General features: G+C 67.8%; 19 protein-coding genes. 6 read left to right on the top strand and 13 right to left on the bottom strand.

Features of this window, described 5'->3' with window-relative positions; all coding sequences use genetic code 11:
* Nucleotides 1–57 precede the first annotated feature (57 nt).
* A complete protein-coding gene (locus CDA09_RS07980; protein ID WP_121428129.1) occupies nucleotides 58–2,094 on the bottom strand; it encodes a sigma-54-dependent Fis family transcriptional regulator in 2,037 nt (678 codons plus the stop codon).
* A 251-nt stretch (nucleotides 2,095–2,345) separates the two neighbouring features.
* On the opposite strand from CDA09_RS07980, the gene pedF reads away from it, so the two are divergent.
* The gene (gene pedF, locus CDA09_RS07975) at nucleotides 2,346–2,804 is read left to right on the top strand and encodes a cytochrome c-550 PedF (RefSeq protein ID WP_121428128.1); all 459 of its coding nucleotides are present in this window, start codon (nucleotides 2,346–2,348) and stop codon (nucleotides 2,802–2,804) included.
* Nucleotides 2,794–3,636, top strand: a complete 843-nt coding sequence (locus CDA09_RS07970) for a substrate-binding periplasmic protein (protein ID WP_121428127.1) — start codon at nucleotides 2,794–2,796, stop codon at nucleotides 3,634–3,636. Before pedF ends, CDA09_RS07970 begins: the two co-directional genes overlap by 11 nt.
* Nucleotides 3,637–3,785: 149 nt before the next feature.
* Here CDA09_RS07970 and CDA09_RS07965 read toward each other — a convergent pair whose 3' ends face one another.
* Entirely contained in the window at nucleotides 3,786–4,598 is an 813-nt protein-coding gene (locus CDA09_RS07965) for a lanthanide ABC transporter permease protein PedC (protein WP_121428126.1), read from the bottom strand.
* Between the two features lie 17 nt (nucleotides 4,599–4,615).
* Nucleotides 4,616–5,806, bottom strand: a complete 1,191-nt coding sequence (locus CDA09_RS07960) for a lanthanide ABC transporter ABC transporter substrate-binding protein PedA1 (protein ID WP_121428125.1) — start codon at nucleotides 5,804–5,806, stop codon at nucleotides 4,616–4,618.
* A gap of 217 nt (nucleotides 5,807–6,023) precedes the next feature.
* Here CDA09_RS07960 and CDA09_RS07950 point away from each other — a divergent pair, with 217 nt between their 5' ends.
* Nucleotides 6,024–6,986: an IS110 family RNA-guided transposase gene (locus CDA09_RS07950; RefSeq protein ID WP_502697064.1), complete on the top strand. Its 963-nt coding sequence runs from the start codon at nucleotides 6,024–6,026 to the stop codon at nucleotides 6,984–6,986.
* Between the two features lie 16 nt (nucleotides 6,987–7,002).
* Here the strand turns inward: CDA09_RS07950 and CDA09_RS07945 are convergent, their stop codons facing one another.
* The 7 genes from CDA09_RS07945 to adh all read right to left on the bottom strand — a co-directional run bounded on the left by CDA09_RS07945 (nucleotide 7,003) and on the right by adh (nucleotide 13,656).
* Entirely contained in the window at nucleotides 7,003–7,980 is a 978-nt protein-coding gene (locus CDA09_RS07945; protein ID WP_121428124.1) for a PQQ-dependent catabolism-associated beta-propeller protein, read from the bottom strand.
* A 52-nt stretch (nucleotides 7,981–8,032) separates the two neighbouring features.
* Nucleotides 8,033–8,824 (bottom strand): lanthanide ABC transporter ATP-binding protein PedB/LutE, encoded by a 792-nt coding sequence (locus CDA09_RS07940; RefSeq protein ID WP_164844383.1) that lies wholly within the window; start codon nucleotides 8,822–8,824, stop codon nucleotides 8,033–8,035.
* 4 nt (nucleotides 8,825–8,828) lie between these two features.
* Complete coding sequence (locus CDA09_RS07935; protein ID WP_121428123.1) at nucleotides 8,829–9,593, bottom strand: ABC transporter ATP-binding protein; 765 nt, start codon at nucleotides 9,591–9,593, stop codon at nucleotides 8,829–8,831.
* Nucleotides 9,594–10,415 (bottom strand): ABC transporter permease, encoded by an 822-nt coding sequence (locus CDA09_RS07930; RefSeq protein ID WP_121428122.1) that lies wholly within the window; start codon nucleotides 10,413–10,415, stop codon nucleotides 9,594–9,596.
* Entirely contained in the window at nucleotides 10,415–11,407 is a 993-nt protein-coding gene (locus CDA09_RS07925; RefSeq protein WP_121428121.1) for an ABC transporter substrate-binding protein, read from the bottom strand. Before CDA09_RS07925 ends, CDA09_RS07930 begins: the two co-directional genes overlap by 1 nt.
* 228 nt (nucleotides 11,408–11,635) lie before the next feature.
* Nucleotides 11,636–11,998, bottom strand: coding sequence for a DUF779 domain-containing protein (locus tag CDA09_RS07920; protein ID WP_121428120.1), 363 nt, complete (start codon nucleotides 11,996–11,998; stop codon nucleotides 11,636–11,638).
* Nucleotides 11,999–12,135: 137 nt separating this feature from the next.
* Complete coding sequence (gene adh / locus CDA09_RS07915; RefSeq protein ID WP_121430783.1) at nucleotides 12,136–13,656, bottom strand: aldehyde dehydrogenase; 1,521 nt, start codon at nucleotides 13,654–13,656, stop codon at nucleotides 12,136–12,138.
* A gap of 302 nt (nucleotides 13,657–13,958) precedes the next feature.
* Between adh and CDA09_RS07910 the strand changes: the two genes are divergently transcribed.
* Complete coding sequence (locus tag CDA09_RS07910) at nucleotides 13,959–15,575, top strand: sigma-54-dependent Fis family transcriptional regulator (protein WP_286164417.1); 1,617 nt, start codon at nucleotides 13,959–13,961, stop codon at nucleotides 15,573–15,575.
* A 12-nt stretch (nucleotides 15,576–15,587) separates the two neighbouring features.
* On the opposite strand, the gene CDA09_RS07905 is transcribed toward CDA09_RS07910, so the two are convergent.
* Entirely contained in the window at nucleotides 15,588–16,493 is a 906-nt protein-coding gene (locus tag CDA09_RS07905) for a DMT family transporter (RefSeq protein WP_121428118.1), read from the bottom strand.
* 318 nt (nucleotides 16,494–16,811) lie between these two features.
* On the opposite strand from CDA09_RS07905, the gene rocF reads away from it, so the two are divergent.
* Nucleotides 16,812–17,753 carry an arginase gene (gene rocF, locus CDA09_RS07900; protein ID WP_121428117.1) on the top strand — a complete coding sequence of 314 codons (942 nt, stop codon included), beginning with the start codon at nucleotides 16,812–16,814 and terminating at the stop codon, nucleotides 17,751–17,753.
* Nucleotides 17,754–17,808: 55 nt separating this feature from the next.
* Here rocF and CDA09_RS07895 read toward each other — a convergent pair whose 3' ends face one another.
* Both CDA09_RS07895 and CDA09_RS07890 read right to left on the bottom strand, forming a co-directional pair.
* A complete protein-coding gene (locus CDA09_RS07895) occupies nucleotides 17,809–18,819 on the bottom strand; it encodes an SCO family protein (RefSeq protein WP_164844382.1) in 1,011 nt (336 codons plus the stop codon).
* A gap of 76 nt (nucleotides 18,820–18,895) precedes the next feature.
* Nucleotides 18,896–21,451, bottom strand: coding sequence for a multicopper oxidase domain-containing protein (locus tag CDA09_RS07890; protein ID WP_121428115.1), 2,556 nt, complete (start codon nucleotides 21,449–21,451; stop codon nucleotides 18,896–18,898).
* Between the two features lie 527 nt (nucleotides 21,452–21,978).
* Between CDA09_RS07890 and CDA09_RS07885 the strand changes: the two genes are divergently transcribed.
* A complete protein-coding gene (locus CDA09_RS07885; RefSeq protein ID WP_121428114.1) occupies nucleotides 21,979–22,587 on the top strand; it encodes a hypothetical protein in 609 nt (202 codons plus the stop codon).
* Nucleotides 22,588–22,672: the final 85 nt, after the last annotated feature.

Below are 22,672 nucleotides of genomic sequence, written 5' to 3'. Positions count from 1 at the left end.
CTGACAACTTTAGGCAAATACCATGCCCCTGACAATGCCTACCGCATAAACGGAAGATCAGCCCATCCGTCCGAGCTTGCGATAGAGAGTGTTCCGACTGACACCGAGGCGACGCGCGGCGGCAGAGACGTTGCCACCCACTTCACGCATGACCGTCGCGATCGCGTCGAGTTCGATTTCGTCCAGACTGCGCGCACCCGTCGCGGCCACCGGCGTGGGCGTCGCGGTAGCAGCAGCGACGGACCCACCCGACATCGACGCGGCCGGCGCAAAGGCTTCGCCGCCGTCCTCGCCGTCGATGCCGAAGAGTTCCTCCGGCAGATGGATCGACGCGATCTCGTGTTCGTTGTCATCGAGCAGCGCGACCGCGACGCGGATGACGTTCTGGAGCTGGCGGACGTTGCCGGGCCAGGGATAGCGTTCGAAGAAGCTCATGACCTCTTCGCTGATGTCGATCGGCCCACTGTGCCGGTCGGCCGACTCGAGCTCGAGCAGGTTCGCGACGATGCTGCGGATGTCGGTGCGTTCGCGCAGCGGCGGCAGCGTGACGGTGAGGCTATTGACGCGGTAGTAGAGGTCTTCGCGGAACAGCCCCTGCTTCACCGCGTCGCGCAGCACGCGATGCGTCGCGCAGACGAGGGAGATATCGACCGGGATCGATTTCATCGAGCCGATCGGCGTGACACTGCGCTCCTGCAGCACGCGCAGCAGGCGCGCCTGCATGCCGAGCGGCATGTCGCCGATCTCGTCGAGGAACAGGGTGCCGCCGTGGGCCTGCTGCAGCTTGCCGACCGCGCCCTCGCGCCGCGCGCCGGTGAAGGCACCGCCGACGTAGCCGAAGAGTTCCGATTCGATGAGGTTCTCGGGAATCGCCGCGCAGTTGAGCGCGACGAACGGGCCGTCGCTGCGCACGCCGCTGTTGTGGAAGGCGCGCGCGAAGAGTTCCTTGCCGACGCCCGACTCGCCCTGGATCAGCAGCGGGATGTCCTTGCCCTGGACGCGGCGCGCGCGGTCGAGCGCGAGTTGCAGGCGCGCGTCGCCGGTCGCGAGGCAGTCGAGCGTGATGCGGTGCTTCGATCCGTCGGCGGTTTTCGCCGCAGCCTTCGCCGCTTGGGGCGCGGCGTCCTGCAACCTGGCGGCCGGGGCTTCCGGGCGCGTGCGCCGGTGGCCGCGCACCTGCACGTAGACGGCTTCACCGCGGCGCATTTCGAGCAGCAGCAGGTCATCGGGTGCGTTGGCCGCGCGGTCGAGCAGCTGGCCGAAGCCGGTGCGGAAGAGCGTGCCGAAGGACGGCGCCTCGGCGAGCCCGGCGCCGAGGCCGAGCCACTCGCGCGCGACGGGGTTGGCGCCGACGATCCGGCCGTCCGCATCGACCGCGAGCATTGCCTCCTGCAGACTGCCGACGTACTCGGGGCGGGGATGGAAGGCGATGCGGATTTCCCTGGCGAACTCGGCCTCGAACAGGCGCTTTTCGAGCAACTGCACCGAGAGGCGCACGAGACCCAGGGTGTGGCGCTGGTTGTTGCGCGAGTCGCCCGAGATGTCGAGCACGCCCGCGATGCGTCCCTGGGCGTTGAATACCGGTGCTGCACTGCAGGTCAGGAAGCCGTTGCGTTCGAGGTAGTGTTCGGCGCCGTGGATTTCGACCGGGGCGCTCTCCAGGATCGCGGTGCCGATTGCGTTGGTGCCGCGAACGTGCTCGTCCCATGACGCGCCGGGCTGGAGCGCGACGCGTTGCGCGCGGCCGACGAAATCCGGGTCGCCGAGGCAGTGCAGGATCATGCCTCGCGTGTCGGCCAGGATGACCATGCTGCCCGAGGCGCGAATCTGCTCGAACACATGCTCCATGATCCCGCCCGCGTGCTCGAGCAGCCGAGCACTGCGGTCGCGTGCATCGGAGAGCTGGGCGCGGCCCGCCGGGTCGATCAGGTAGGCATCGAGGTGGTCGAGCCCGTCGGTCCGGCAGCGTTGCCAGGAACGCAGCACGGGAGCAGCGAGCCCGGCCTCCGGCGTCTGGCCAAGCTCGAAGAAAAATCGTCGCGCGTCCGAAACGGTGTTCTCGCGGCGATCCCGCAATTGCGGCAATACAGCCATCTTCTCCTCCTCTCCAGCGCATCACTTTTGGGACTATTTTTTTGTTTGTCCCTTGTGTCAGAAAGTAGCACCTGCACCAGGTCGAAGCAATCGTTCTCCCGCCCCGGCAACAATGGTGAGCAATTTTCCTGCCAGTAGCTTTCAGGTGCCTTACCAAGGAAATACGCCGGATTCCGCCCCGTTCCGCGAACGTGGCACAGGGCTTGCGAAGGACTGGGCAGATCCGGTTCCCCGGGCGTCGTCAATCAGAGATGAGGAATTACAAGGTGGACAAGCACAACAAGGAGACACTGACCTGCAAACTGCGCACCGCGGCCCTCGCCGCCGCCCTCGCGCTCGGAGCGGGACTGGCCCACGCACACGGCGACGTCACGCCGCAGGCGGTGGACGTATCGACCCTGCCGAAGCTCGGCGACGAATGGCGCGAGGTCAATCCGTACCGCGACAACCAGGAGGCGATCCGCATCGGCGGCTCGGCCTTCAACCAGAACTGCGCGCGCTGCCACGGCCTCGGCGCGGTCTCGGGCGGCATCGCGCCGGACCTGCGCAAGCTCGACATTGCGCCGGAAACGGACGAGTATTTCCTGCAGCGCATCCGCCACGGCGTGAGCCGCAACGGCGCGGTCTATATGCCGCCGTTCGAAGGCATGCTGCAGCAGGAGGCGATGTGGGCAATCAAGGCCTGGCTGGAGACCGTACGTGAAAAATGACCGACGCGCATTCCTGATCGCAGCGGGCGCCCTCTGCGCGGGCGCCCTGCTTCCGGCCCACGCGGCCGCGCAGCTCGAGGTGCAGCAGGCGGGCACCCTGCGGGTGGCCGTGTATGCGGACTACCCGCCGTTCTCGGCGCACGGCAAGGGGGTGGATGTGGCCCTCGCGCAGGCCCTCGCGGAACGACTGGGCCTGCGCGCCGAGATCGTCGAGTTCCCGCCCGACGAGAACATGGGCGACGACCTGCGCAACATGGTGTGGAAAGGGCATTACCTCGGCCACCGCACGGCCGACGTGATGCTGCACGTGCCGGTCGATGCGCAGTTCGCGGCGCAGAACGACAAGGTCGCGATCTTCGGCCCCTACCACCTCGAAACGATGGCGATCGCGCGCAATCCCGAGCGCGTGCCGCCGGTGTCGGGTTCGGCCGCGGTCGCGTTCGAGGCCTTCACGCGCGAAAAGATCGGCGTCGAGCTGGACACGCACGCGAGCGACTTCATGCTGCACGTGCTGAACGGCCGGCTGCGCGAGAACGTCGTGCATTTCCGCAGCGTCGATGAAGCCGCCGCGGCCATGGTCAAGGGTGAGGTCAGCGCGGTGATGGCGCCGCGCAGCCAGCTCGAAGCGGCGCTCAAGGACCACAAGCAGTTCGAACTGAACACGCTCGACATGCCCGAAATGCGCGTCAAGGGCTGGCCGCTGGGCATGGCCGTGAAGGCCGGCAGCAAGGAACTCGCGTCGGCGCTGTCGGGCGCACTCGCCGACCTGCAGCGCTCGGGCGAGGTCGACCGCATCTTTACGGCCTACGGAATCACGCACCACGTGCCGTGAAGCACCCGCGGGCGCGAACGGACCCGCGAAATTGCCGGATGCACGGCAAAACCCATGCAAGGTTTTGCCGAACATCCGGCTTTTTTTGGCCGCGACTGCTCCGTTCTGGAACACCTGCTCCACGACGTTACAGCCGAACCCCAGGCCGCTCAGGCCGGTTTGCCGCCGGTTCGCCTCAGCATTCCGCGCTGCGGGTCGTATCCGCGCACCGCGAGCGTGAAGAAGGCGACGAGACAGCCCGCGACGATCGCGAGCGAGGTCGCGGCGAGCTGGCCGTAGAGGGCGAAGCGGATCGCCTCGACGGCGTGCGTGAAGGGGTTCCACTGCGCGACCAGATGCACGGCGGCCGCGCCCGATTCTTCCAGTTTCCATAGCGGATAGAGCGCGGGCGAGAGGAAGAACATCGGGAAGATCACGAAGTTCATCGTGCCGGCGAAGTTCTCCAGCTGGCGCACCTGCACGGACAGCAGCAGCCCGAGCGCGCCGAGCATCATTCCCGACAGCACGACGACCGGCAACGCATAGAGCCAGCCGCTCCACGGCACCTCGACGCCGAAGAGCCACGCGATCACGAGGAAGACGTAGGCCTGCAGCACCGACAGCAGCGTGCCGGCGAGGAGCTTCGCGAACAGGAGGAAGCTGCGCGGCAGCGGTGCGGTGAGCAGGAGCCGCATCATGCCCATCTCGCGGTCGTACACCATCGCGAGCGAGGACTGCATGCCGTTGAAGAGCAGCACCATGCCGAGCAGCCCCGGCACGATGTAGACCTGGTACGGGATGTAGGTGTCGTAAGGCGGGATGATCGACACGCCGAAGACGTTCTGGAAGCCGGCTGCGAAGACGACGAGCCAGAGCAGCGGGCGCACCAGCGCCGAGGCGAAGCGCCCGCCCTGGCGCACGAACTTGGCGATCTCGCGGCCCGCGATCGCCTGCAGCGCGAGCCATGCGTGGGAGAGTCTCATGGGGCCGGTTTTTCCGTTCAGAACGCGCAGCGGCTGTCGCGCTGGTCGAAGCCGAGGGTGTCCATGTTGTTGGTCGGGTGCAGGAAGCCCGCGATCGGGGCGCGCTCGATCACGGCGTTGTGGGTCGCGAGCAGGATGGGCTGGCGCAGCTGATTGTCCCAGGGGCGGAAGCCCAGGCGGTTGCCCTTGAAGCCGTCGATGGCGATCTCGTCGCCCTTGAGATACTTCGCGACCGTGCCGAACGGCGCATTCTGCGTGCGCACGACCGCCTCGACGACCGCCTTCACGGCCATCCAGGCGGCCCAGTCGGGATCGGCCATCTTTCGCCCGGCGTGCTTCTCGAGGCGGCTGTTCAACTGCGGCGCGCCGTGGCGCTCCCACGCCCACGACCAGGCGGCGGCGGTGAGCCCTTCCGAGCCGACCACCGGGCGCGGGCGCACCGTGCGGTAGGGAACGCTCCGCGCGAACTCGCCGTCGCTGTCGGCGATGAAGACGACGTCGTAGTCGGCTCCGGCGGTGAGCAGCCCGACGTTGCCCTGGTCGCGCTGGCGCGGGTCGTTGCTGAGCACGAAGGGCCGGCGTTCGACCAGCTTGAGGCCGAAACGCTTGGCGGCGCGATCGAAGGCTTCGGCGAGGAGTTTGTCTTCGGGACGCGGGCCTTCGAGCATCAGCACGTTGCGCCATTTCTTCGACACGAGATATTGCGCGAGCGCGTCCATCCGCATCGCGTCGTTCGGCAGCGTGTGCAGGAGGTTCGGCTGGCACTGCGCCTGGCGCAGGGCGTCGTCGGGCGCCGAGACGTTGAAGAGCAGGAGTTCCCTGCCCCGCACGGCCTTGGCGACGTCGGCGACGACCGCGCCGGGCGCGTCGATGAGGAAGTAGCGCACGCCCTCCTTGTTGAGCTTGTCGATCGACGCGACGAGCGCCTTGGCGTCGGCGCCCGTGACGCGTTCGAGCGCGAACTCGGCGCCGACTGCCTGGCCGACGAAGCGCGCCTCGCGCAGCGCCACTTCGGCGCCGGCGAAGGGGCGCCCCAGCGGCAGGGCGAGGCCGCGGAAGGCGAGATGCGTCTCGTCGTAGCGCGCGTCGGCATCGAGTTCGAGATGCGCGAAGCGCACGGTGGTCGCGGCCGCCGCGCCGCCGGCGAGGGTCAGCGCGGCGAGAAGTGCGGCGGCGTGGCGCAGCAGTCGTGAGGTGATCCGGTACATGCGGCGCCCCTTGTATGTTTAAGCCAGACCAGTACGGTAGAGTCTGGTTGCCGCTGAGGCGGCCAGACCGGACCGTGCAGTTTGAGCGCGCCTGGGGTGTCCGAGCCCGTGACTGAGTGCAGAGCGCACGGCCGCCGTGCTGGTCTTCCTGAAGCCCGAACGGTTACGCGCCCCGGTTCGACCGAGCGCGCATGCACAAGGAAGGGATCCGAAGATCATGTCTGTGACCTCAGTGGTGGTGGGCATCGACGTCGCCAAGGCGCATGTCGATGTCGCGGTGATGGGCGCCAAGTTTGATGCTCAGCAGTTCGATAACGATGCCGAGGGCCACTCGGCGCTGGCGGCAGCCTTGCAGCCGCAAGGGGTGGCGCTGGTGGTGATGGAGGCCACCGGCGGCTACGAGGCGACCCTCGCCTGCGCGCTGCAGGCGGCGGGCCTCGCCGTGGCGGTGGTCAATCCGCGCCAGGCGCGCCACTTCGCCAAGTCGATGGGGCGCCTCGCCAAGACCGACGCGATCGACGCGCGCATACTGGCCGAGTTCGCCGCGGTGCTGGTGCGCCGCGAGGATCTGGCCAGCCTCATCCGCCCGCTCGCCGACGCTCAGCAGCAGGCCTTGGCTGCGGTGGTCACCCGCCGCCGCCAGCTGCTGACCATGCTGCTGTCCGAGCGCCAGCGCCTGCAACTCGCGATCCCCGTGGTGCGCCCGAGTATCGAGGCCATGATCGAGGCCATCCGCAAGCAGCTCGACGAGGTTGAAGCGCAGATGGTCGGCCACGTGCGCGAGCACTACGCCGCGCTCGACAAGCTGTTGCGCTCCGCGAGCGGCATCGGCCCCGTGGCCAGCGCCACCCTGATTGCCGAGCTGCCCGAGCTGGGCCGGCTCAACCGCCGCCAGATCGCCGCACTCGTCGGGGTGGCGCCAATGGCCAACGACTCGGGCACCAGCCGCGGCCGACGCCGCGTGCAGGGCGGGCGCTTCGAGATCCGCCGCGTCCTCTACATGGCCACGCTCACCGCCGCCACCCACAACCCCACCATCAAGGCCTTTTACCAGCGGCTCATCGCCGCCGGAAAGCTGCCCAAGGTCGCCCTGGTCGCCTGCATGCGCAAGCTCCTGACCACTCTCAACGCCATGGTCAAGACCAACACGCCTTGGGCTGCCGACTTCCATTCTGCTTGACTCCAAAGACGGTTACTCAGTCGTCGATCACGACGGTATGCGGCACGCGCCCGACCGGCACCGAGCGCAGCACCTTGCGGGTCTTCGTGTCGACGATGGAGATGTCGTCCGACAGGCCATTGGTGACGAAGAGCAGGCTGCCGTCGCGGTTGAGCGCCGCCCCCCAGGCGCGGTTGCCCACCAGCACGTAGTCCTGCACCTTGCGGCTGGCGACGTCGACCACGGCGACATGGTTCGCGCGCCCGAGCGTCACGTACACGGTCTTGCCGTCGGCGCTCATCGCGATGCCGACCGGGGTGACGTCATCGGGGCGGAAGCCCTTCGGGGTGAAGCCGATCGTGGCCTTGACCGCGCTGGTTCCGCCGTCGAGCACGGTGACCTTGCCGCCCAGTTCGCTGGTAACCCACACCTCGGCGCCGTCGGGCGTCATCGCGAAGCGGCGCGGGCGGTTGGCGACGACGACGTTGGCGAGGATCCTGTTCGTTGCGGCATCGATCACGTGCACCATGTTCGCGACCTCGGAAGTCGCGTACACGCGCTTGCCGTCGGGCGACAGGCGCACGCCTTCGGGCTCCTCGCCGACCTCGATGCGGGCGACGGGTTTCTTGGTCGCCACGTCGATCACCGTGACCTGTGCGCCCTCCTCGTTCGAGACGTAGAGCCGCTTGCCGTCGGGCGAGAGGTCGAACATTTCGGGGTCTTCGCCGACCGGAATGCTCTGCGCGACTTTCAACTGGCCGATATCGATGACGTCGATGCGGTTGGCCTTGCTGGCGATCACGTAGAGCTGGCTGCGATCGGGCGAAAGGTGCATGTCACGCGGGCGCTTGCCGGTGGCGATGGTCTTCACGACCTGCCAGGTCTTGCTGTCGAGTACGGTCACGGCATTGTCGTTCTCGCTGCTGACGAACACGTAGCCGGTGCCCTTGGCGCCGGCCGCGCCCGCGGCCAGTGCGAGGGCGCAGGCGGCGAGGAATCGGATGGGGGGGTTCAAGCGGGTCTCCTTTCTGGTTCTTGTGTTCTTGTGCGCGGGGGGCCGGGAGATCTCAGTCGGCGCGCTCGCCGCCCCCGCCGGTCATCTGCAGGAAGGCGTCGGCGAGCGTCGCGGAGCCCGCGCTGCGGGCGAGCTCCTGCGGACGGCCTTCGGCGAGGATCTGGCCGCGATGCAGAACGATGACGCGATCGGCCGCCTCGGCCTCATCGACGAGGTGGGTCGCCCACAGCACGCCGACGCCGCGCGAGCGCAGCGCGAGCACTTCGTCGAGGAGCTGCCGGCGCGAGGCCGGGTCGAGGCCGACCGTGGCCTCGTCCATCAGCAGCACCGCGGGCTCGTGCACGAGGGCGCGCGCGAGCTCCACCTTGCGCCGGTTGCCGCCACTGAGCTCACGCACCGGGTCGCCCGCGCGCTCGGTGAGGCCCAGCCGGCCAAGGGCGTCGGCAACGCGTTCGCGCGCGCGCGCACCGCCCAGGCCGTGCAGCGCGGCATGGAACTTGAGATTCGCGGCGACGCCGAGGTCGAGGTCGAGCGTGCTCTGCTGGAACACGACGCCGATGTGCGCGAGCGCCGCGACGGGATCCTTGCGGATGTCGTGGCCGCACACCTCGATGCGGCCTGCATCGGCGTTGAAGAGGCCGGTCAAAAGCTGGAACAGCGTGCTCTTGCCCGCGCCGTTGGGACCCAGCAGGGCGACGAATTCGCCCCTCCCGACAGCGAGGCTCACGCCTCGCAGCGCCTCGCGCGCGCCGTAGGATTTGCGCACGTCGGCGAGATCCAGGAGGACCGCTCCCCCCGCCGTCGCCGACGATGTGGCTTGCGACACTTCGCTTTCGATCTTCATCCGGTCATTCATCCGTGGTCCCGTCTTGGGAGGTCGTGAGCCCGGCAAGGAGCTCGGGATGCTGCGCAAGGAGATTCGCCTGCAGGGCCTGCACGGCGGCATCGTCGGGCAGGCGCGGCCGCGGCAGCGCGACGGGGAGTTCCAGCACGACCCGCCCCGGCGAGCGCGAGAGGAAGCAGACGCGGTCGGCCAGCGCCAGCGCTTCGCGCAAGTCGTGCGTGACGAAGAGCACCGTCGCGCCCGAGCGCTGCCACTGTTCCACCAGCATCGCGCGCAGGCGGTTTGCGGTGGGCACGTCGAGCGATACGAAAGGCTCGTCCATCAGCAGCAGCTTCGGCTCGATCACGAAGGCCCGCGCGAGCGCAACGCGGCGCTGCATGCCGCCGGAGAGGCGCCCGGGAAACGCGTCGAGCACGTCGCCGAGGCCCATCGCGACGAGGAGTTCGCGCGCGCGCAATTTCGCCGCGGGCGGCGATCCGGTGACGAGGAGCACATTCTCCAGCACCGTGAGCCACGGCATCAGGCGCGGCTCCTGGAACATGAAACCGATGTCGCGCGCGCTGTCCGCGCCGGCGAGCTGAACGCGGCCGTCGACGTCGCGGTCGAGACCGCCGACGACGTTGAGCAGCGTGCTCTTGCCGCAGCCCGAGGGGCCGACGACGCACACGAACTCGCCCGGCGCGGCGCGCAGATGCAGGCCCGCGAGCGCGACGTGGGGCACGCCGCCGCGGTCGGGGTAGGACTTGCGGTCGATGACGATGTCGAGCATTCAGGACCTCCAGCGCGTCAGGCGCCGCTCCAGCGGGCGCAGGCCCGCCGCTTCGACGACGAGCACGATCGCCGCGAACACCAGCGTGTAGGCGAGGATGCCCGCGATGTCGAAGAGCTGGAAGAACATGTTGAGCTGGAAGCCGATGCCGTTGCTGCGCCCGAGGAGCTCCACGACGAGCACGATCTTCCAGATCAGCGACAGGCCCGAGCGCGCCGACGCCATCAGGTAGGGCACGAGCTGGGGCAGATAGACGTGGGTGAAGGTGCGAGTGCGCGGCACGCGGTAGGCACGGGCGACCTGCATCAGCCGGGCGTCGACGGCGCGCGCGCCTTCGCGCACGGTGACGACGACGGTCGGGATCTTGTTCAGGGCGACGGCAACGATCGCCGCCGCGTCGTTGAGGCCGAACCACACGTAGCACAGGATGATCGTGACGAGCGCCGGAATGTTCAGCCCGAGCACGAGCCAGCCGTCGAGCAGCAGGTCGAGCTGGCGCCAGCGCCCCATCGCGATGCCCATCGCCGCACCGATCGACATCGCCAGGAGGAAGGCGACCGCGACGCGCGCCAGCGTGATCGCGAGGTGCGACGGCAGGGCGAGCGATCGCGTCTCGGCGACGATGCGCGCGAACACCGTCGCCGGCGGCGGCAGGGTCGAGCTTTGCAACAAGGCGGCGGCGAGCTGCCACAGCAGGAGGAAAGCAACGAGCGAGGCCGCGCGCAGCCAGCCCTCGCCCGGCAGGCGGAGGCGCTTCGCCGCCCGCCCGCGCGTCACCGCCGGCACGCTCCAGGACGTGGAGTCATCGGTTCCTGCCTTCATCAGCGGCTTCCGCCCGCACGCCAGAAGGTGCCCGCCGGCAAGGCCGTGGCGCTGCCGACGAGTTCGGCCCCGCCCTCCGCGGCGAGGATCGAGAAGATGCGCTGCGCGGTGCGTTCGGCCTGCGCGATGTTTTCACTCGGGATGCCGGCCCGGAAACCGTCGCGCAGGGCGGCGAGGGTCGCGTCGTCCTCGGCGCGCGTGAGCGGGCGCAGTTCCTCCCACACCGCGTCGGAGGTCTGCATGTGCCGCCGCGCCTGCGCCCCGGCGCGCAGGAAGGCTTCGAAGGCCGCGCGGTGCTTCGTCGCCCAGTCCTCGCGGAACACCCAGCCGATCATCGGCAGCTCGCCTTCGACACCCAGCCCCTTGAGGACGTCGTCCAGCGTAAGCAGCTCGCGCATGCCGGCCGCGCGCAGGCGCGCGGAGAAATGCCAGAAGTTCATCACCGCGGGGATTTCGCCCTTCAGGATCAGGGCGTTGAGGAGCGGCGGCGCGCCGAAATCGGGCTTCACGAAGGTCGCCGCGTCCTCGCCGAGCGACTTGCGCGACCAGGCCCGCAGCAGCAGCCAGCTCTTGTCCAGCGCCCCGCCGGCAACCCCCAGCCGCTGCCCGCGCAGGTCGGCGAGCGAACGCACGTTGGCGTCCGGCCGCACCATGATCCCGCCCACCGCACGCGAGTATGGCACGAAGGCGAAGTCACGCCCTTCGGCGCGCTGGCGCGCGACCCAGATCCAGTCATTGACGATGAGGTCGACCGCCCCGCCCTGCAGCGCGACGTTCGCGGCGTCCTTCTGCGCGAGCGGCACGACCTCGATCCGCACGCCCTCGCGCTCGGCGAAGCCCATGCGCTTCATCACCTCGAGCTCCCAGCTCACGGTGCCGTATTGCAGCACGCCGATACGGATCACCGCCGGATCGGCGGCCGATGCCGGGGCGCTCAGGCAGGCGAGGAGCGCGGCGGCCACGAGCCAGGCGCGCGCAAAAAGACGCAGCATTTTCTTGTCTCCATCGTTCTTGTGTCCTTGCCCCCGGATCGAGCCGGGGGTGGTGATGCTTCACTTGCAGGATTCGCTCCAGCCTGCGGCGCGTGGGGGAAGCCTCCGGTCCCGCACCCGCGTGTATCGTTATGGAGCATCTGCTCCATTTCGGCACAACCGGCAGCCGAGCCGCGCAATCAGGGCCTCTCGGGCGGGAGCGGAATCCGCTTCAAGTATGGCGCATGATCACCCTTCCCTGCCGAGCTGTGCAAGCTCCTCGTCCGTGAACAGGCGCGAACGCGTCAGAAAGGTCAACCCCTCGGGTCCCTCGAGCGAGAACATGCCTCCCCGCCCCTCCACGACGTCGATGACGAGCTGCGTGTGCTTCCAGTATTCGTACTGCGCACGGCTGATGTAGAAGGGGCTGCCGCCGATCTCGCCGAGCAGGATGTCGGACGGGCCGGTGAGGAATTCCGCACGCAGGTAGCACATCGGAGCGCTGCCGTCGCAGCAGCCGCCGGACTGGTGGAACATCACCGGGCCATGCTTCACGATCAGCCGTTCGATCAGTTCCTCGGCACTCTTTGTGGCTATGACTCGCGGGACCATGATTCGCTCCTTGCCGCAGCGACGCGGCGAAAAAAACGGGCGGCCATTGCCGCCCGTGAATCTCTTCCGCTGTGGACGGACGAGAGGGAGAGAAGAACAACATGAGCGAAGCCGGGCGACTGCGCCCGGCACCGCGCTCAGAAGAAGCCGAGCGCGTTGGGGCTGTAGCTCACCAGCAGGTTCTTGGTCTGCTGGTAGTGGTCGAGCATCATCTTGTGCGTCTCGCGGCCGATGCCCGACTGCTTGTAGCCGCCGAACGCGGCGTGCGCCGGGTACAGGTGGTAGCAGTTGGTCCACACGCGACCGGCCTTGATGCCGCGGCCCATGCGGTAGGCGCGGCTGCCGTCGCGCGACCACACGCCGGCACCCAGGCCGTACAGCGTGTCGTTGGCGATGGAGAGCGCTTCCGCTTCGTCCTTGAAGGTCGTCACCGACAGCACCGGCCCGAAGATTTCCTCCTGGAAGATGCGCATCTTGTTGTGGCCCTTGAACACCGTCGGCTTGATGTAGAAGCCTTCGGCGATCTCGCCGTCGAAGCGCGCCGCCTCGCCGCCGGTCAGGAGCTGGGCGCCTTCCTGCTTGCCGAGGTCGATGTAGGACATGATCTTCTGCATCTGCTCGGTCGAGGCCTGCGCACCGATCATCGTCGCCGTGTCGAGCGGGTTGCCCTGCTTGATGGCCTGCACGCGGGCAAGCGCGCGGTCCATGAACTTGTCGTAGATCGACTCGTGGATCAGCGCACGCGACGGGCAGGTGCACACTTCGCCCTGGTTCAGCGCGAAGAGCACGAAGCCTTCGATCGCCTTGTCGAAGAACTCGTCGTCCTGCGCGGCGACGTCCTCGAAGAACACGTTCGGCGACTTGCCGCCGAGCTCCAGCGTCACCGGGATGATGTTCTGCGACGCGGCCTGCATGATCAGGCGGCCGGTCGTGGTCGAGCCGGTGAAGGCGATCTTGGCGATGCGGCTGCTGGTCGCGAGCGGCACGCCGGCTTCACGGCCGAGGCCATTCACGATGTTGAGCACGCCCTCGGGCAGCAGGTCGGCGATCAGCTCCATCAGCACCAGGATGCCGACCGGGGTCGATTCGGCGGGCTTGAGCACCACGCAGTTGCCGGCGGCCAGCGCGGGCGCGAGCTTCCACGCGGCCATCAGGATCGGGAAGTTCCACGGGATGATCTGGCCGACGACGCCGAGCGGCTCGTGGAAGTGGTAGGCGACGGTGTTGTCGTCGAGCTCGGCGAGCGAACCTTCCTGCGCACGGATGCAACCGGCGAAGTAGCGGAAGTGGTCGATCGCGAGCGGGATGTCGGCGGCGAGCGTTTCGCGGATCGGCTTGCCGTTGTCGACCGTTTCAGCGTAGGCGACGAGCTCGAGGTTTTCCTCGATGCGGTCGGCGATGCGGGTCAGGATGCGGGCGCGCTCGGCGACGGAGGTGCGGCCCCACTTGTCGGCGGCGGCATGCGCGGCGTCCAGCGCGAGCTCGATGTCCTCGGCGCTCGAACGCGCCACTTCGCAGAACTTGCGGCCGGTGATCGGGGTGACGTTGTCCATGTACTGGCCGCGCACCGGCGCCACCCACTTGCCGCCGATGAAGTTGTCGTAACGGGTCTTGAACTGGACTTTGGCTCCTTGCTTGCCGGGCATCTCGTAGATCATTGAACTCGTCTCCAGAAGTATCGATTGGTTGAACGCTGTCTCGCGTCGCCATTCCTTCCGCAGGGTGCGTGCCAGCACGTGCGGCCAGTCGTTCCCGAAGAACATTTCCTTTTGCGCACAATCACTTGTGCAGGGCATGCGCGGCCCGTCGACGCTGAACGAACCTTCCCCCGCACCTGCTCCCGGCTGCTCAACAAGGCAACACCTGTTCCGATGCGTGACAGACTGAGCCGCCGTCTTGGCCCCCGTTCCGCCGCGAATCCTCGAGAAGCCCCATCAACGGCCCGCCCGGCGCCGGCGGAATGATTCATGCTTCATCGCATCCCATGATGGAAGCGTCACCCCCTGTTCCCCGCCCGGAATCCCTCAGCGCATCGTGGCAACGCAGCCGCGAGCATGGCCTGCGTCCGCACGCGGCGCTCAACGACACCGCGCTCGCACCGGGCGAACTCACGGACCGCATCGCCGCGAACAATCGCCTGCTCGCATTCTCGCGCCCGATGATCGAAGGCCTGTATCGCCAGATCGGCAGCCCGTCGTCGACGGTGCTGCTGGCCGATCGCCACGGCATGATCCTCAGCGCACTGGGCCACACGGACTTCCTCGACCGCGCGAGCCGCGTCGCCCTGCGGCCCGGCGTCGACTGGAGCGAGGCCGCGATGGGCACCAACGCGATCGGCACTGCGCTCCACAGCGGGACGGTCGTCACCGTGCAGGGCGACGAGCATTACCTCGCGCGCAACCGCGTCCTGACCTGCGTCGCCACCCCCATCCTCGCGCCCACCGGCGGCATGCTGGGCATCCTCGACGTATCGTCGGACGCACACGAAAACCTGACCCACGCCGAGGCGCTGCTGCGCACGACCGCGGAGCTGATCGAGCATCGCCTGCTCGAAACCCTGGACGACGGCTTCCTGACGCTGCACTTCCACACGCGCCGCGATGCGCTCGCCGATCCCCTGCACGCGCTCGTCGTGTTCGACGAAGGCGGCCGCCTCGTCGCGAGCAACCGCAAGGCGCGCGCGCTGCTGGGGCTGGACGCGAAGCATCCCGCGACCACGTGCGAAGCCTGCTTCGCCACGCCATGGGGCACCCTGGTCGAATGGGCCGCGCGGACGCCCGACGCACCGTTTCCGCTCTACGACCTCAAGGGGCGCACCCTCATCGCGCGGGCAAACCTGCGCCCCCGACGTCGACGACATGCAGGGACGCAAAGCGCGTCGGTGCGGCGTGAGGACTCCCGTCTCGGCGCCATCGGCCTCGGCGACGAGCGCATCGCGCACATCGTCGAAACCCTGCGCATGAACGCGGCGACGAAGGTGCCGCTGCTGATCGAAGGCGAGATGGGTACCGGCAAGGCGCATCTCGTGCGCGCCTTCCACGAGGATCATAAGCCCTCCTCCGACGCGCCGCTGATCGGCATCGACTGCAGCGCCCTTCCGGACGGCGCGGCCGCCGAGGCCGAGATCGGACGTGCCCGTGCGCAGGCCGCGAACGGCATCCTCTTCCTCGTGGAGATCGACGCGCTGCCGACGACCTTGCAGGCGCGGCTCTTCGACGCAGGCGACGGCACCCGCCTGATCGGCGCCGCGCGCCGCCCGCTAGCCGACCTACGCAACGAGGGCCGGCTCGACCTGCGCGGCTTCGAGGCCGCCGGCGGGCAGGTGCTGAGTCTGCCGCCGCTGCGCGAGCGCAGCGACTTCGACGCCCTGGTGTGCCAGTTCGTGCTGGAGGCGGCGGGCGGGCGCCCGATCTACGTCTGCCCCGACGCCCTCACGCTGCTGCACCGCCACCGCTGGCCGGGCAACCTGCGCGAGCTGCGCAACCAGCTGCGCCTCATGCTTGCGTTGATGGGTGACGAGGCGAACCAGCTGTGCCCCGAGGACATTCCGCCCGAACTCTTCGAGAACGCCGCGTGACGGCGCGCCGGGTCACGCCGGCTGCGCCGCCTCCGCGCGCGAGCTCGTCAGCGGCAAGAGCTGGATCGCCATCACGCAGGCGAAGATCAGCGCGCCGCCCACGAGCTGCATCGGCGTGAGCACCTCGCCGACGAAGATCCGTGCCGCGATCGCTGCGAACAGCGTCTCGCAGCTCAGCAGGATCGCCGCATCCGCCGCCAGCGTATGGCGCTGCGCGACCACCTGCAGCGTGAAGCCGATCCCCACCGACAGGATGCCCGCGTAGGCGAGCGACGGCAGCGCGCGCGCCAGCGCATCGACGCTCACGACCTCGAGCGAAAACCCGCTGGCCACGCCCAGCATGCCGCACATCACGAACTGCAGGCACGCGATCGTGATCGGCGCGCCGTGCCTCGCCGCAACGCGCCCGACCATCATCACGTGCGCGGCCCAGAACAGCGCACTCGCGATCACCCACAGGTCGCCCGTCGACAGCGCCGACAGGCTGCCGCCGCCGAGCAGATAGGTGCCACCCAGGCAGCCCGCGCTCGCCGGCCACGCCGACCAGTGCATGCGCTCGCGCAGCAGCAGTGCACTCGCCACCGGCACCAGCGGCACGTACAGGGCCGTGAGGAAGCCGGCGTTGCTCACCGTCGTGCCGGCGATGCCGATCTGCTGGAAGGCGGCGCCGAGAAACAACACCACGCCGAGCAGCAGCCCGCCCGCCAGGTCCCTTCGGTCGAGCCACACGCCCCGCCGCCCGAGCCGGCGCAACTCGCGCGCAACCAGCGGCAGGATCACCACCGCGCCGAACAGGAAGCGCACGCCGGTGAAGGTGAAGGGGCCGACGTCGCGCATGCCCGTCTGCTGGGCGACGAAGGCCGTCCCCCAGATCAGTGCCGCCACCAGCAGGAGGCCGTTGGCCTGCGCGCGCTTCACGTCGTGCCTCTCCTCATCGGAATCCGCGATTGCGGGACTCTTCGACGGCCGCGGTCCGGCCTGCCGCGGCGCCTTTATACCTCAACTGTGGCAAGCTCTGGCGGCACGGGGACGGCGGATTTGATCAGATCGGCAACTCGCCCTGCCGTTTTGTCAGACCAATGCCATTCCGCTACAAAATTGTCGATTCTGTCTGGCGGCCGCATCCTTCAAAGTTCGGCCCTGTGAAACGGCACCGGACGAACCACTCCGCGCCAAGCGGGGTCGAAGCGAATCATCGAACCGCGGCATACGACGCCTGACAAGGGGCAACGCATCATGATGAACCTGACCGTCAGCCTGATCGGCGTACCCACCGATGTCGGCGCCGGCACGCGCGGCGCCAGCATGGGCCCGGAGGCCCTGCGCGTGGCCGGCATCGAGAGCGCCATCGCGGCCTTCGGCGCCGACGTGCGCGACTGCGGCAACCTCGCCGGTCCGGCCAACCCCGACCTGCCGGCGGTGAACGGCTTCCGTCACCTGCAGGAGGTCGCCGCGTGGAACACGGCGCTGCACAACGCGGTATACGCCGAGCTCAGCGCCGGCCGCCTGCCGGTCGTGCTGGGGGGCGACCACTGCCTCGCGATCGGCTCGATCAGCGCGGTCGCGCGCCACTGCCGCAGCGTCGGCAAGAAGCTGCGCGTGCTGTGGTTCGACGCCCACGCCGACCTCAACACCGCGACGCTGACGCCTTCGGGCAACATCCACGGCATGCCGGTCGCCTGCCTGTGCGGACACGGGCCGGAAGTGCTGACGCGCATCGGCGGCCACACCCCCGCGATGCTCCCGTCCGAGATCCGCCAGATCGGCATCCGCAGCGTGGACGAAGGCGAAAAACGCTTCCTGTGCGAGCTCGGCGTCGAGGTCTTCGACATGCGCTACATCGACGAGGTCGGCATGCGCGCGGTCATGGAAGAAGCGCTCGCCGGCGTCGATGAGCACACGCACCTGCACGTCAGCCTGGATGTCGACTTCCTCGACCCGACTATCGCGCCGGGCGTCGGCACCACCGTGCGCGGCGGCCCGACCTATCGCGAAGCCGAGCTGTGCATGGAAATGATCGCGGATACCGAGCAGTTCGCCTCGCTCGACATCGTGGAACTCAACCCTGCGCTGGACAACCGCAACATGACGGCCGAACTGGCCGTCGACCTGGTCGAAAGCCTGTTCGGCAAGAGCACGCTGATGCGCATGTACCGGCAGACGCGCCGCCACCGCTGAACCGGTCGTGCCGGGGCCGCCGTCCGGCGCGGCCGCCCGCTACACGCCACCCGCGCTATTTGCCGTCGGCGACGTGATCGTGATGATGGTGGTCATCATGGGAATGGGCCGCCGGCGGTGCCTCGCCCGCCGCTTCCGGCGCCATCGACGTCGCGGCGGCCGGCTGCGGGACGCTCTTGGCCTCCAGGTACTCGATGAGCTCGCCGAGTTCCTTGTGCGTCAGGGACAGGTCCGGCATCAGCACCTTGTAGCGGCTCGCCAGTTCCATCGCGATGGGGTCCTTGTCGGCGCGCATCCGCTCGGGGGCTGCGAGATAGCGCACGAGCCAGTCGCGCGCCCGGCGCGCGGTCACGCCCTGCAGATCCGGCCCGATCCGGTCGCCCTTGCCGAAGGCATGACAGGCGGCGCAGCGGTTGTGAAACAGGAGCTGCCCCGGACCGAAGACCTCGGGTCGCGGGGCATCCGCGATGCTCTTCAGCGTCTTGCCCGTGGACCAGCCCGGGTTCAGCGTGCTGTTCGCCTCGACCATGATGTAGTGCGGATCGGCGGTCAGCGGCACCCTGATCCAGCGGCCCTGCGCCACGTCGCCGATGCGCACGGTGTTCGCGTGCTCCTCCTTGCTCCCCCGGTCTCCGAGCTTCAAGCGGACGGCATCGACGTCCTTCCGCTTGCCGGTCAGGAACACCCAGCCCGGCCCTGCGCCGAATTTTTCCGCGTAGGCTTTCAGCACCTCGGGCGTGTCGTGCTCCGGATCGAGGCTGATCGAATACATGAAGACGTCGCGCCCCACCTGCTCGCCGAGCAGCTTCTGCACCCGCGCCATGTTCGCGGTGTCGAGCGGGCAGACTTGGTCGCAGTTGCTGAAGATGAAGTTGACCAGCACCTTCTTGCCCTTGAGCAGGTCATCGTAAAAACGCACCGTCTTGCCGTCCTGGGTCACGAGCGGCACGTTGGGAAAGTAGTCCGCTCCCCAGGTATCGTCCGGCGCCGAGTATGCAACCCCCGGCGCCCCAGACAGCGAAAAGGCCGCACACATCGCGGCGGCGGTGATGAGGCGCTTGATCATGCTTGCATCCCTCCTTCTTTCGTTACTCCAGGCCGGCGGACGACACCTGCGAGGCGTCGCCTGCCGGCCCCTCCACTCAGAGCGTGCGCGGGTCGTGGGACGGCACCACCGGTCCGATGTCGGGGCTGGAGGTCGGACACACATCGACGCCGGTCTGGAAGCCCTGCGGGTTGCCTTCCTGCAGGTAGCAGGAATCCACGTAGCTCACGCCCTCGGGCCGCGGGTCCGGGGTCGGCAGCACCGTGATATGCACCGCCTCGATACCGTTCGCATTGCTGTTGCCGCGGATGATGTCGTAGCGCAGCAGCATGGCGTTGTCCTCATGCACGGTGTTGTGGCAGTGGTTCACGTAGGCCCCGCCGAACTCGCCAAAGGCAACCTGGAACGTGACGTTGCCGACGAAGCTGCCGACGTGCCAGACATCCTTGCGCTTGTTGCGCTCGGTGATGGGCAGGCCGGTGCTCCGGCCGATGGTCTTGCCTTCCTCGAAGTGGAGGTGGAGCGGATGCCCCCAGCCGCCGCCGGCCATGATGGTCCACTGCTCGACGTCGCCCGGCCGCGGCAGGTTCGACACCCGCCGCATGTCGGCGTTGTAGGCGGCACCACCATTGACCTTGACCCCCCACGGCTCCGACCCGCTCGGATGATCGAACGGCAGACCGCCGCCGTCCGCGCCGCGCACCAGCTCGATCACCCGCGTCCTGACCGGTTCGACGGTCGGAATCTCCCAGTCCGCGCCCGGATCCTTCACCAGGCTCATGTCGTTGACGCCGCAGGAATTCGCGATGGTGTTCATCGCGCCCGGCTCGTCGATGCTCGGCACCTCGCTGGCAATCCGGAATTCCATGATCGCACCGAGGCAGGGATCGTCGCTTTGCGCACTGCCGCTCAGCGCATCGCGCAGCGTGAGGACCTTGTCCGGCCCCTTGCCGTTGGAGAACTTGAGCATGTTCACGAGGTAGAGCTTCTGGCCGACCTTGAACTTCGAGAAGTCGAGCACGAAGTCGCAGCGCTCGGCCGTCCCCTGGAGGTCCAGTTCCGGGGCGTTGCGCACGAACTGCGGGAACAGGTTCCCGTCGTTGGAGATGATGGTCAGCGGCACTGGGTTCGCCGTGCCGGGATCGAGGCTGTCGGACACCGCGAGCTTGATCCAGCGCGACATGCCGGCCGACAGCGTGCGGAAGCGGTATTTGCGCGGCAGCACCGCCATGGTCGGCTTCCACTGGTAGTTCACGTGCATCACGTCACCGAGGAAGCCGTCGGTATCGAAGATGTCGAAGAAGAGCTGGGCGTCGGGGTTCATCGCGACGTCCTGGATCAGCAGGTAAACGTCGAAGTCGCGGTTGCCCCAGGTCTTGGCGTTGCGCCAGCCGCTCGGCAGGCGCAGGTTCACCTTGTTCGCCGCCGGGTTGTCGAGGGGCCGCTCGTAGCCGCGGTCCGGGCCGCTGAAGTACTCGAGCAGCGCGGCAAACCCCTTGTAGACATTTTCCGACGTGAACGAGATGCGATGATCGTGGAACCACAGGGTGCCCTGGATCTCGCGAAAATCGCCGGGCACCGGGATGATGCCGCCGTCGTTGGTGGGGGTGGAACAGCGCAGATCGCCCCGCCGCACGCCGAGCAGCTTGTCCAGGTCGCGTCCGCGCGAATCCTTCAGCCCGCCATCGCGCCGGGCCATCATCAGGCTGTAGTTGTAGTCGTAATACTGGCCGGGGAAGAAGTGGGTGTTGGTGGCGCCGTCGCTTTCGGACCCGTTGTGACCGTTATGGTTGTGGATTGCCGCCTCCTGCCGCCCGAAACCGCCGTTCGTGGTATTGGCGACATTGGGGAAGTTCGCCGAACCGAATTGCGGATCGAAGAACGGCATGTTGTTGTAGATGCGGTTGATCACCGATTCGCCATAACGGGCCTGCATGAGACAGGGCGGCAGGTGCCCGCGGTCGAACCGGCCCTCGCAGAAGGTCCAGATCCGGCTCGGCTCCTGCGCGTGCCAGTTATTGGCGAAGCAGAAGCTCGTGTTGGGGACGACCTGCCCGAGGGACATCACGAAGCCGACCGGATCGAGCGGATGCGACACGTGGCCATCGGGCCCCACGGCCTTGTTGACCAGTTCGTTCCAACGCTGGTGCGCAAAGGCTTCACCCGGTGCACGCCCTTCGCGCGGCCCCGTCGTGCCGCTCACGGCAACCGAACCGGTGTTGTCCGCGTTGGCGAGATTGACCGTATGGCGGATGATCTCGGTGTTGGCGCGGCGCATCGCCGGCCCCTCGCCCGTTTCCTTGGGCCACAGCAGCCAGGCGTCGCTCCCGCCGGTCGAGGCGAGCTTGTGCGGCGTCAGGTTATTGCAACGCAGCAGCGGCTGGATGAACGGCTGGTCGGTGGGCAACGGATAGGGGCTGCGCGGCGTGCCGGTGGGAACGCTGCCGCTGCTGGCGAAGGCGCTGCGGACGAAGGGGTTCAGGCCGTGTTTCCACGCCAGCATCCCGCCGGCGGTGAAGATCCCTGCCTTGATGAGGTCGCGCCGCGTGATCTGCCCCTGGGAGAGCGCGGCGACGATTTCCAGACGGTTGTTGCGCGCGCGCTCGGCCTCGAGCAGGCGTTGTTTCGAAGCGTTCCGTGAAAGAAAGAACATGATCGGTCTCCCAAGCGTCCAATAAGGACAATTTCTGCGGACGTCCCGACATTTGCAGAGAGAGGATTCCGCGGCGCCTGCAATCCGGCGATCCGCCAACCCGATCCTGTTTCCATCCTTCCCGACATTTTGTGGGGGCGCGCCCACCGATCAGCATCCTGCGTGCCAAGCACCATTTTTGGGTCAAAGTTCCGCACCGAACCACCAAAATCGTGACATTTGTCACAGATATTCGAAGGTCGCCGCCATGCAAACGCGGAATTTGTCACGTAAACGCGAATGCAGCCCCAGAACGGGGCGGGATCGGGGCAAGGGAACGACGCCGGCGCTCAAGAAACGTCCCCGACTGAGGGTGAAATTCCCCACTCGCCGGGGCCAAAAGCGGGGCAAATCCAGGTGCGATGCCGGAACTTGCCGGCCTTATTCCTGATCTTCCGAAATAGGTGGACACAGTCTCCACCGCGCGCGGACGCCACCTTCATTTTGCGAACGGAACCGACGAGGTCGACAAGCACGGAGTCCAACAAATGAAGCAACTCGACGACCTGCTCACGCGAATCCAGGCGCTGCAGGAGGAGCTGGAAGCCTTGTACCGCGAACGTCGCGAGGATCTCGCACGCAGGCGGCTGGAACTTGCGGACAACTTCCTTCGACACCAGCAGCGCTACAAGATCGGCCTGTTCCGCTACCTGCGGCGCACCCGGTTGCTGGTCGCGCTGACCGCGCCGGTGGTGTACATCGGCTGGATTCCCTTCCTGCTGATGGATCTGTTCGTCACCATCTATCAGGCGATCTGCTTCCCCGTGTATCGCATCCGCAAGGTACGGCGCTCGGACTACATCGTGTTCGATCGCGCCGGCCTGCCCTACCTCAACCTGATCGAGAAATTCAACTGCCTGTACTGCTCGTACGGCAACGGCGTGGCCGCCTACACGCGGGAGGTCGCCGCCCGCACCGAGCAGTACTGGTGCCCGATCAAACACGCCCGCCGTATCCATCAGGCCCACGAACGTTACCCGCACTACTTCGATTACGGCGACGGCGAGGCCTTCCGCGCCGGGCTCGAACGCCTGAGGCGGCAGTACGATCAGGACGATCTGCCGGAGCCGGCACCCGCCGCGCGCAAGCCCGACTGAGTCCCCCAGCCGGCAGCGCGCCGGTGCGTGCCACCTCGCGACTCTCGCACGCCCCATGCGTCGCCCTTACAATGCGCGCGCAACA

It is taken from the genome of Azoarcus sp. DN11 (assembly GCF_003628555.1).
GTDB lineage: Bacteria > Pseudomonadota > Gammaproteobacteria > Burkholderiales > Rhodocyclaceae > Aromatoleum.
The sequence above is the reverse complement of the archived record's forward strand: the minus strand, read 5'-3'. Positions and strand labels throughout refer to the sequence as shown.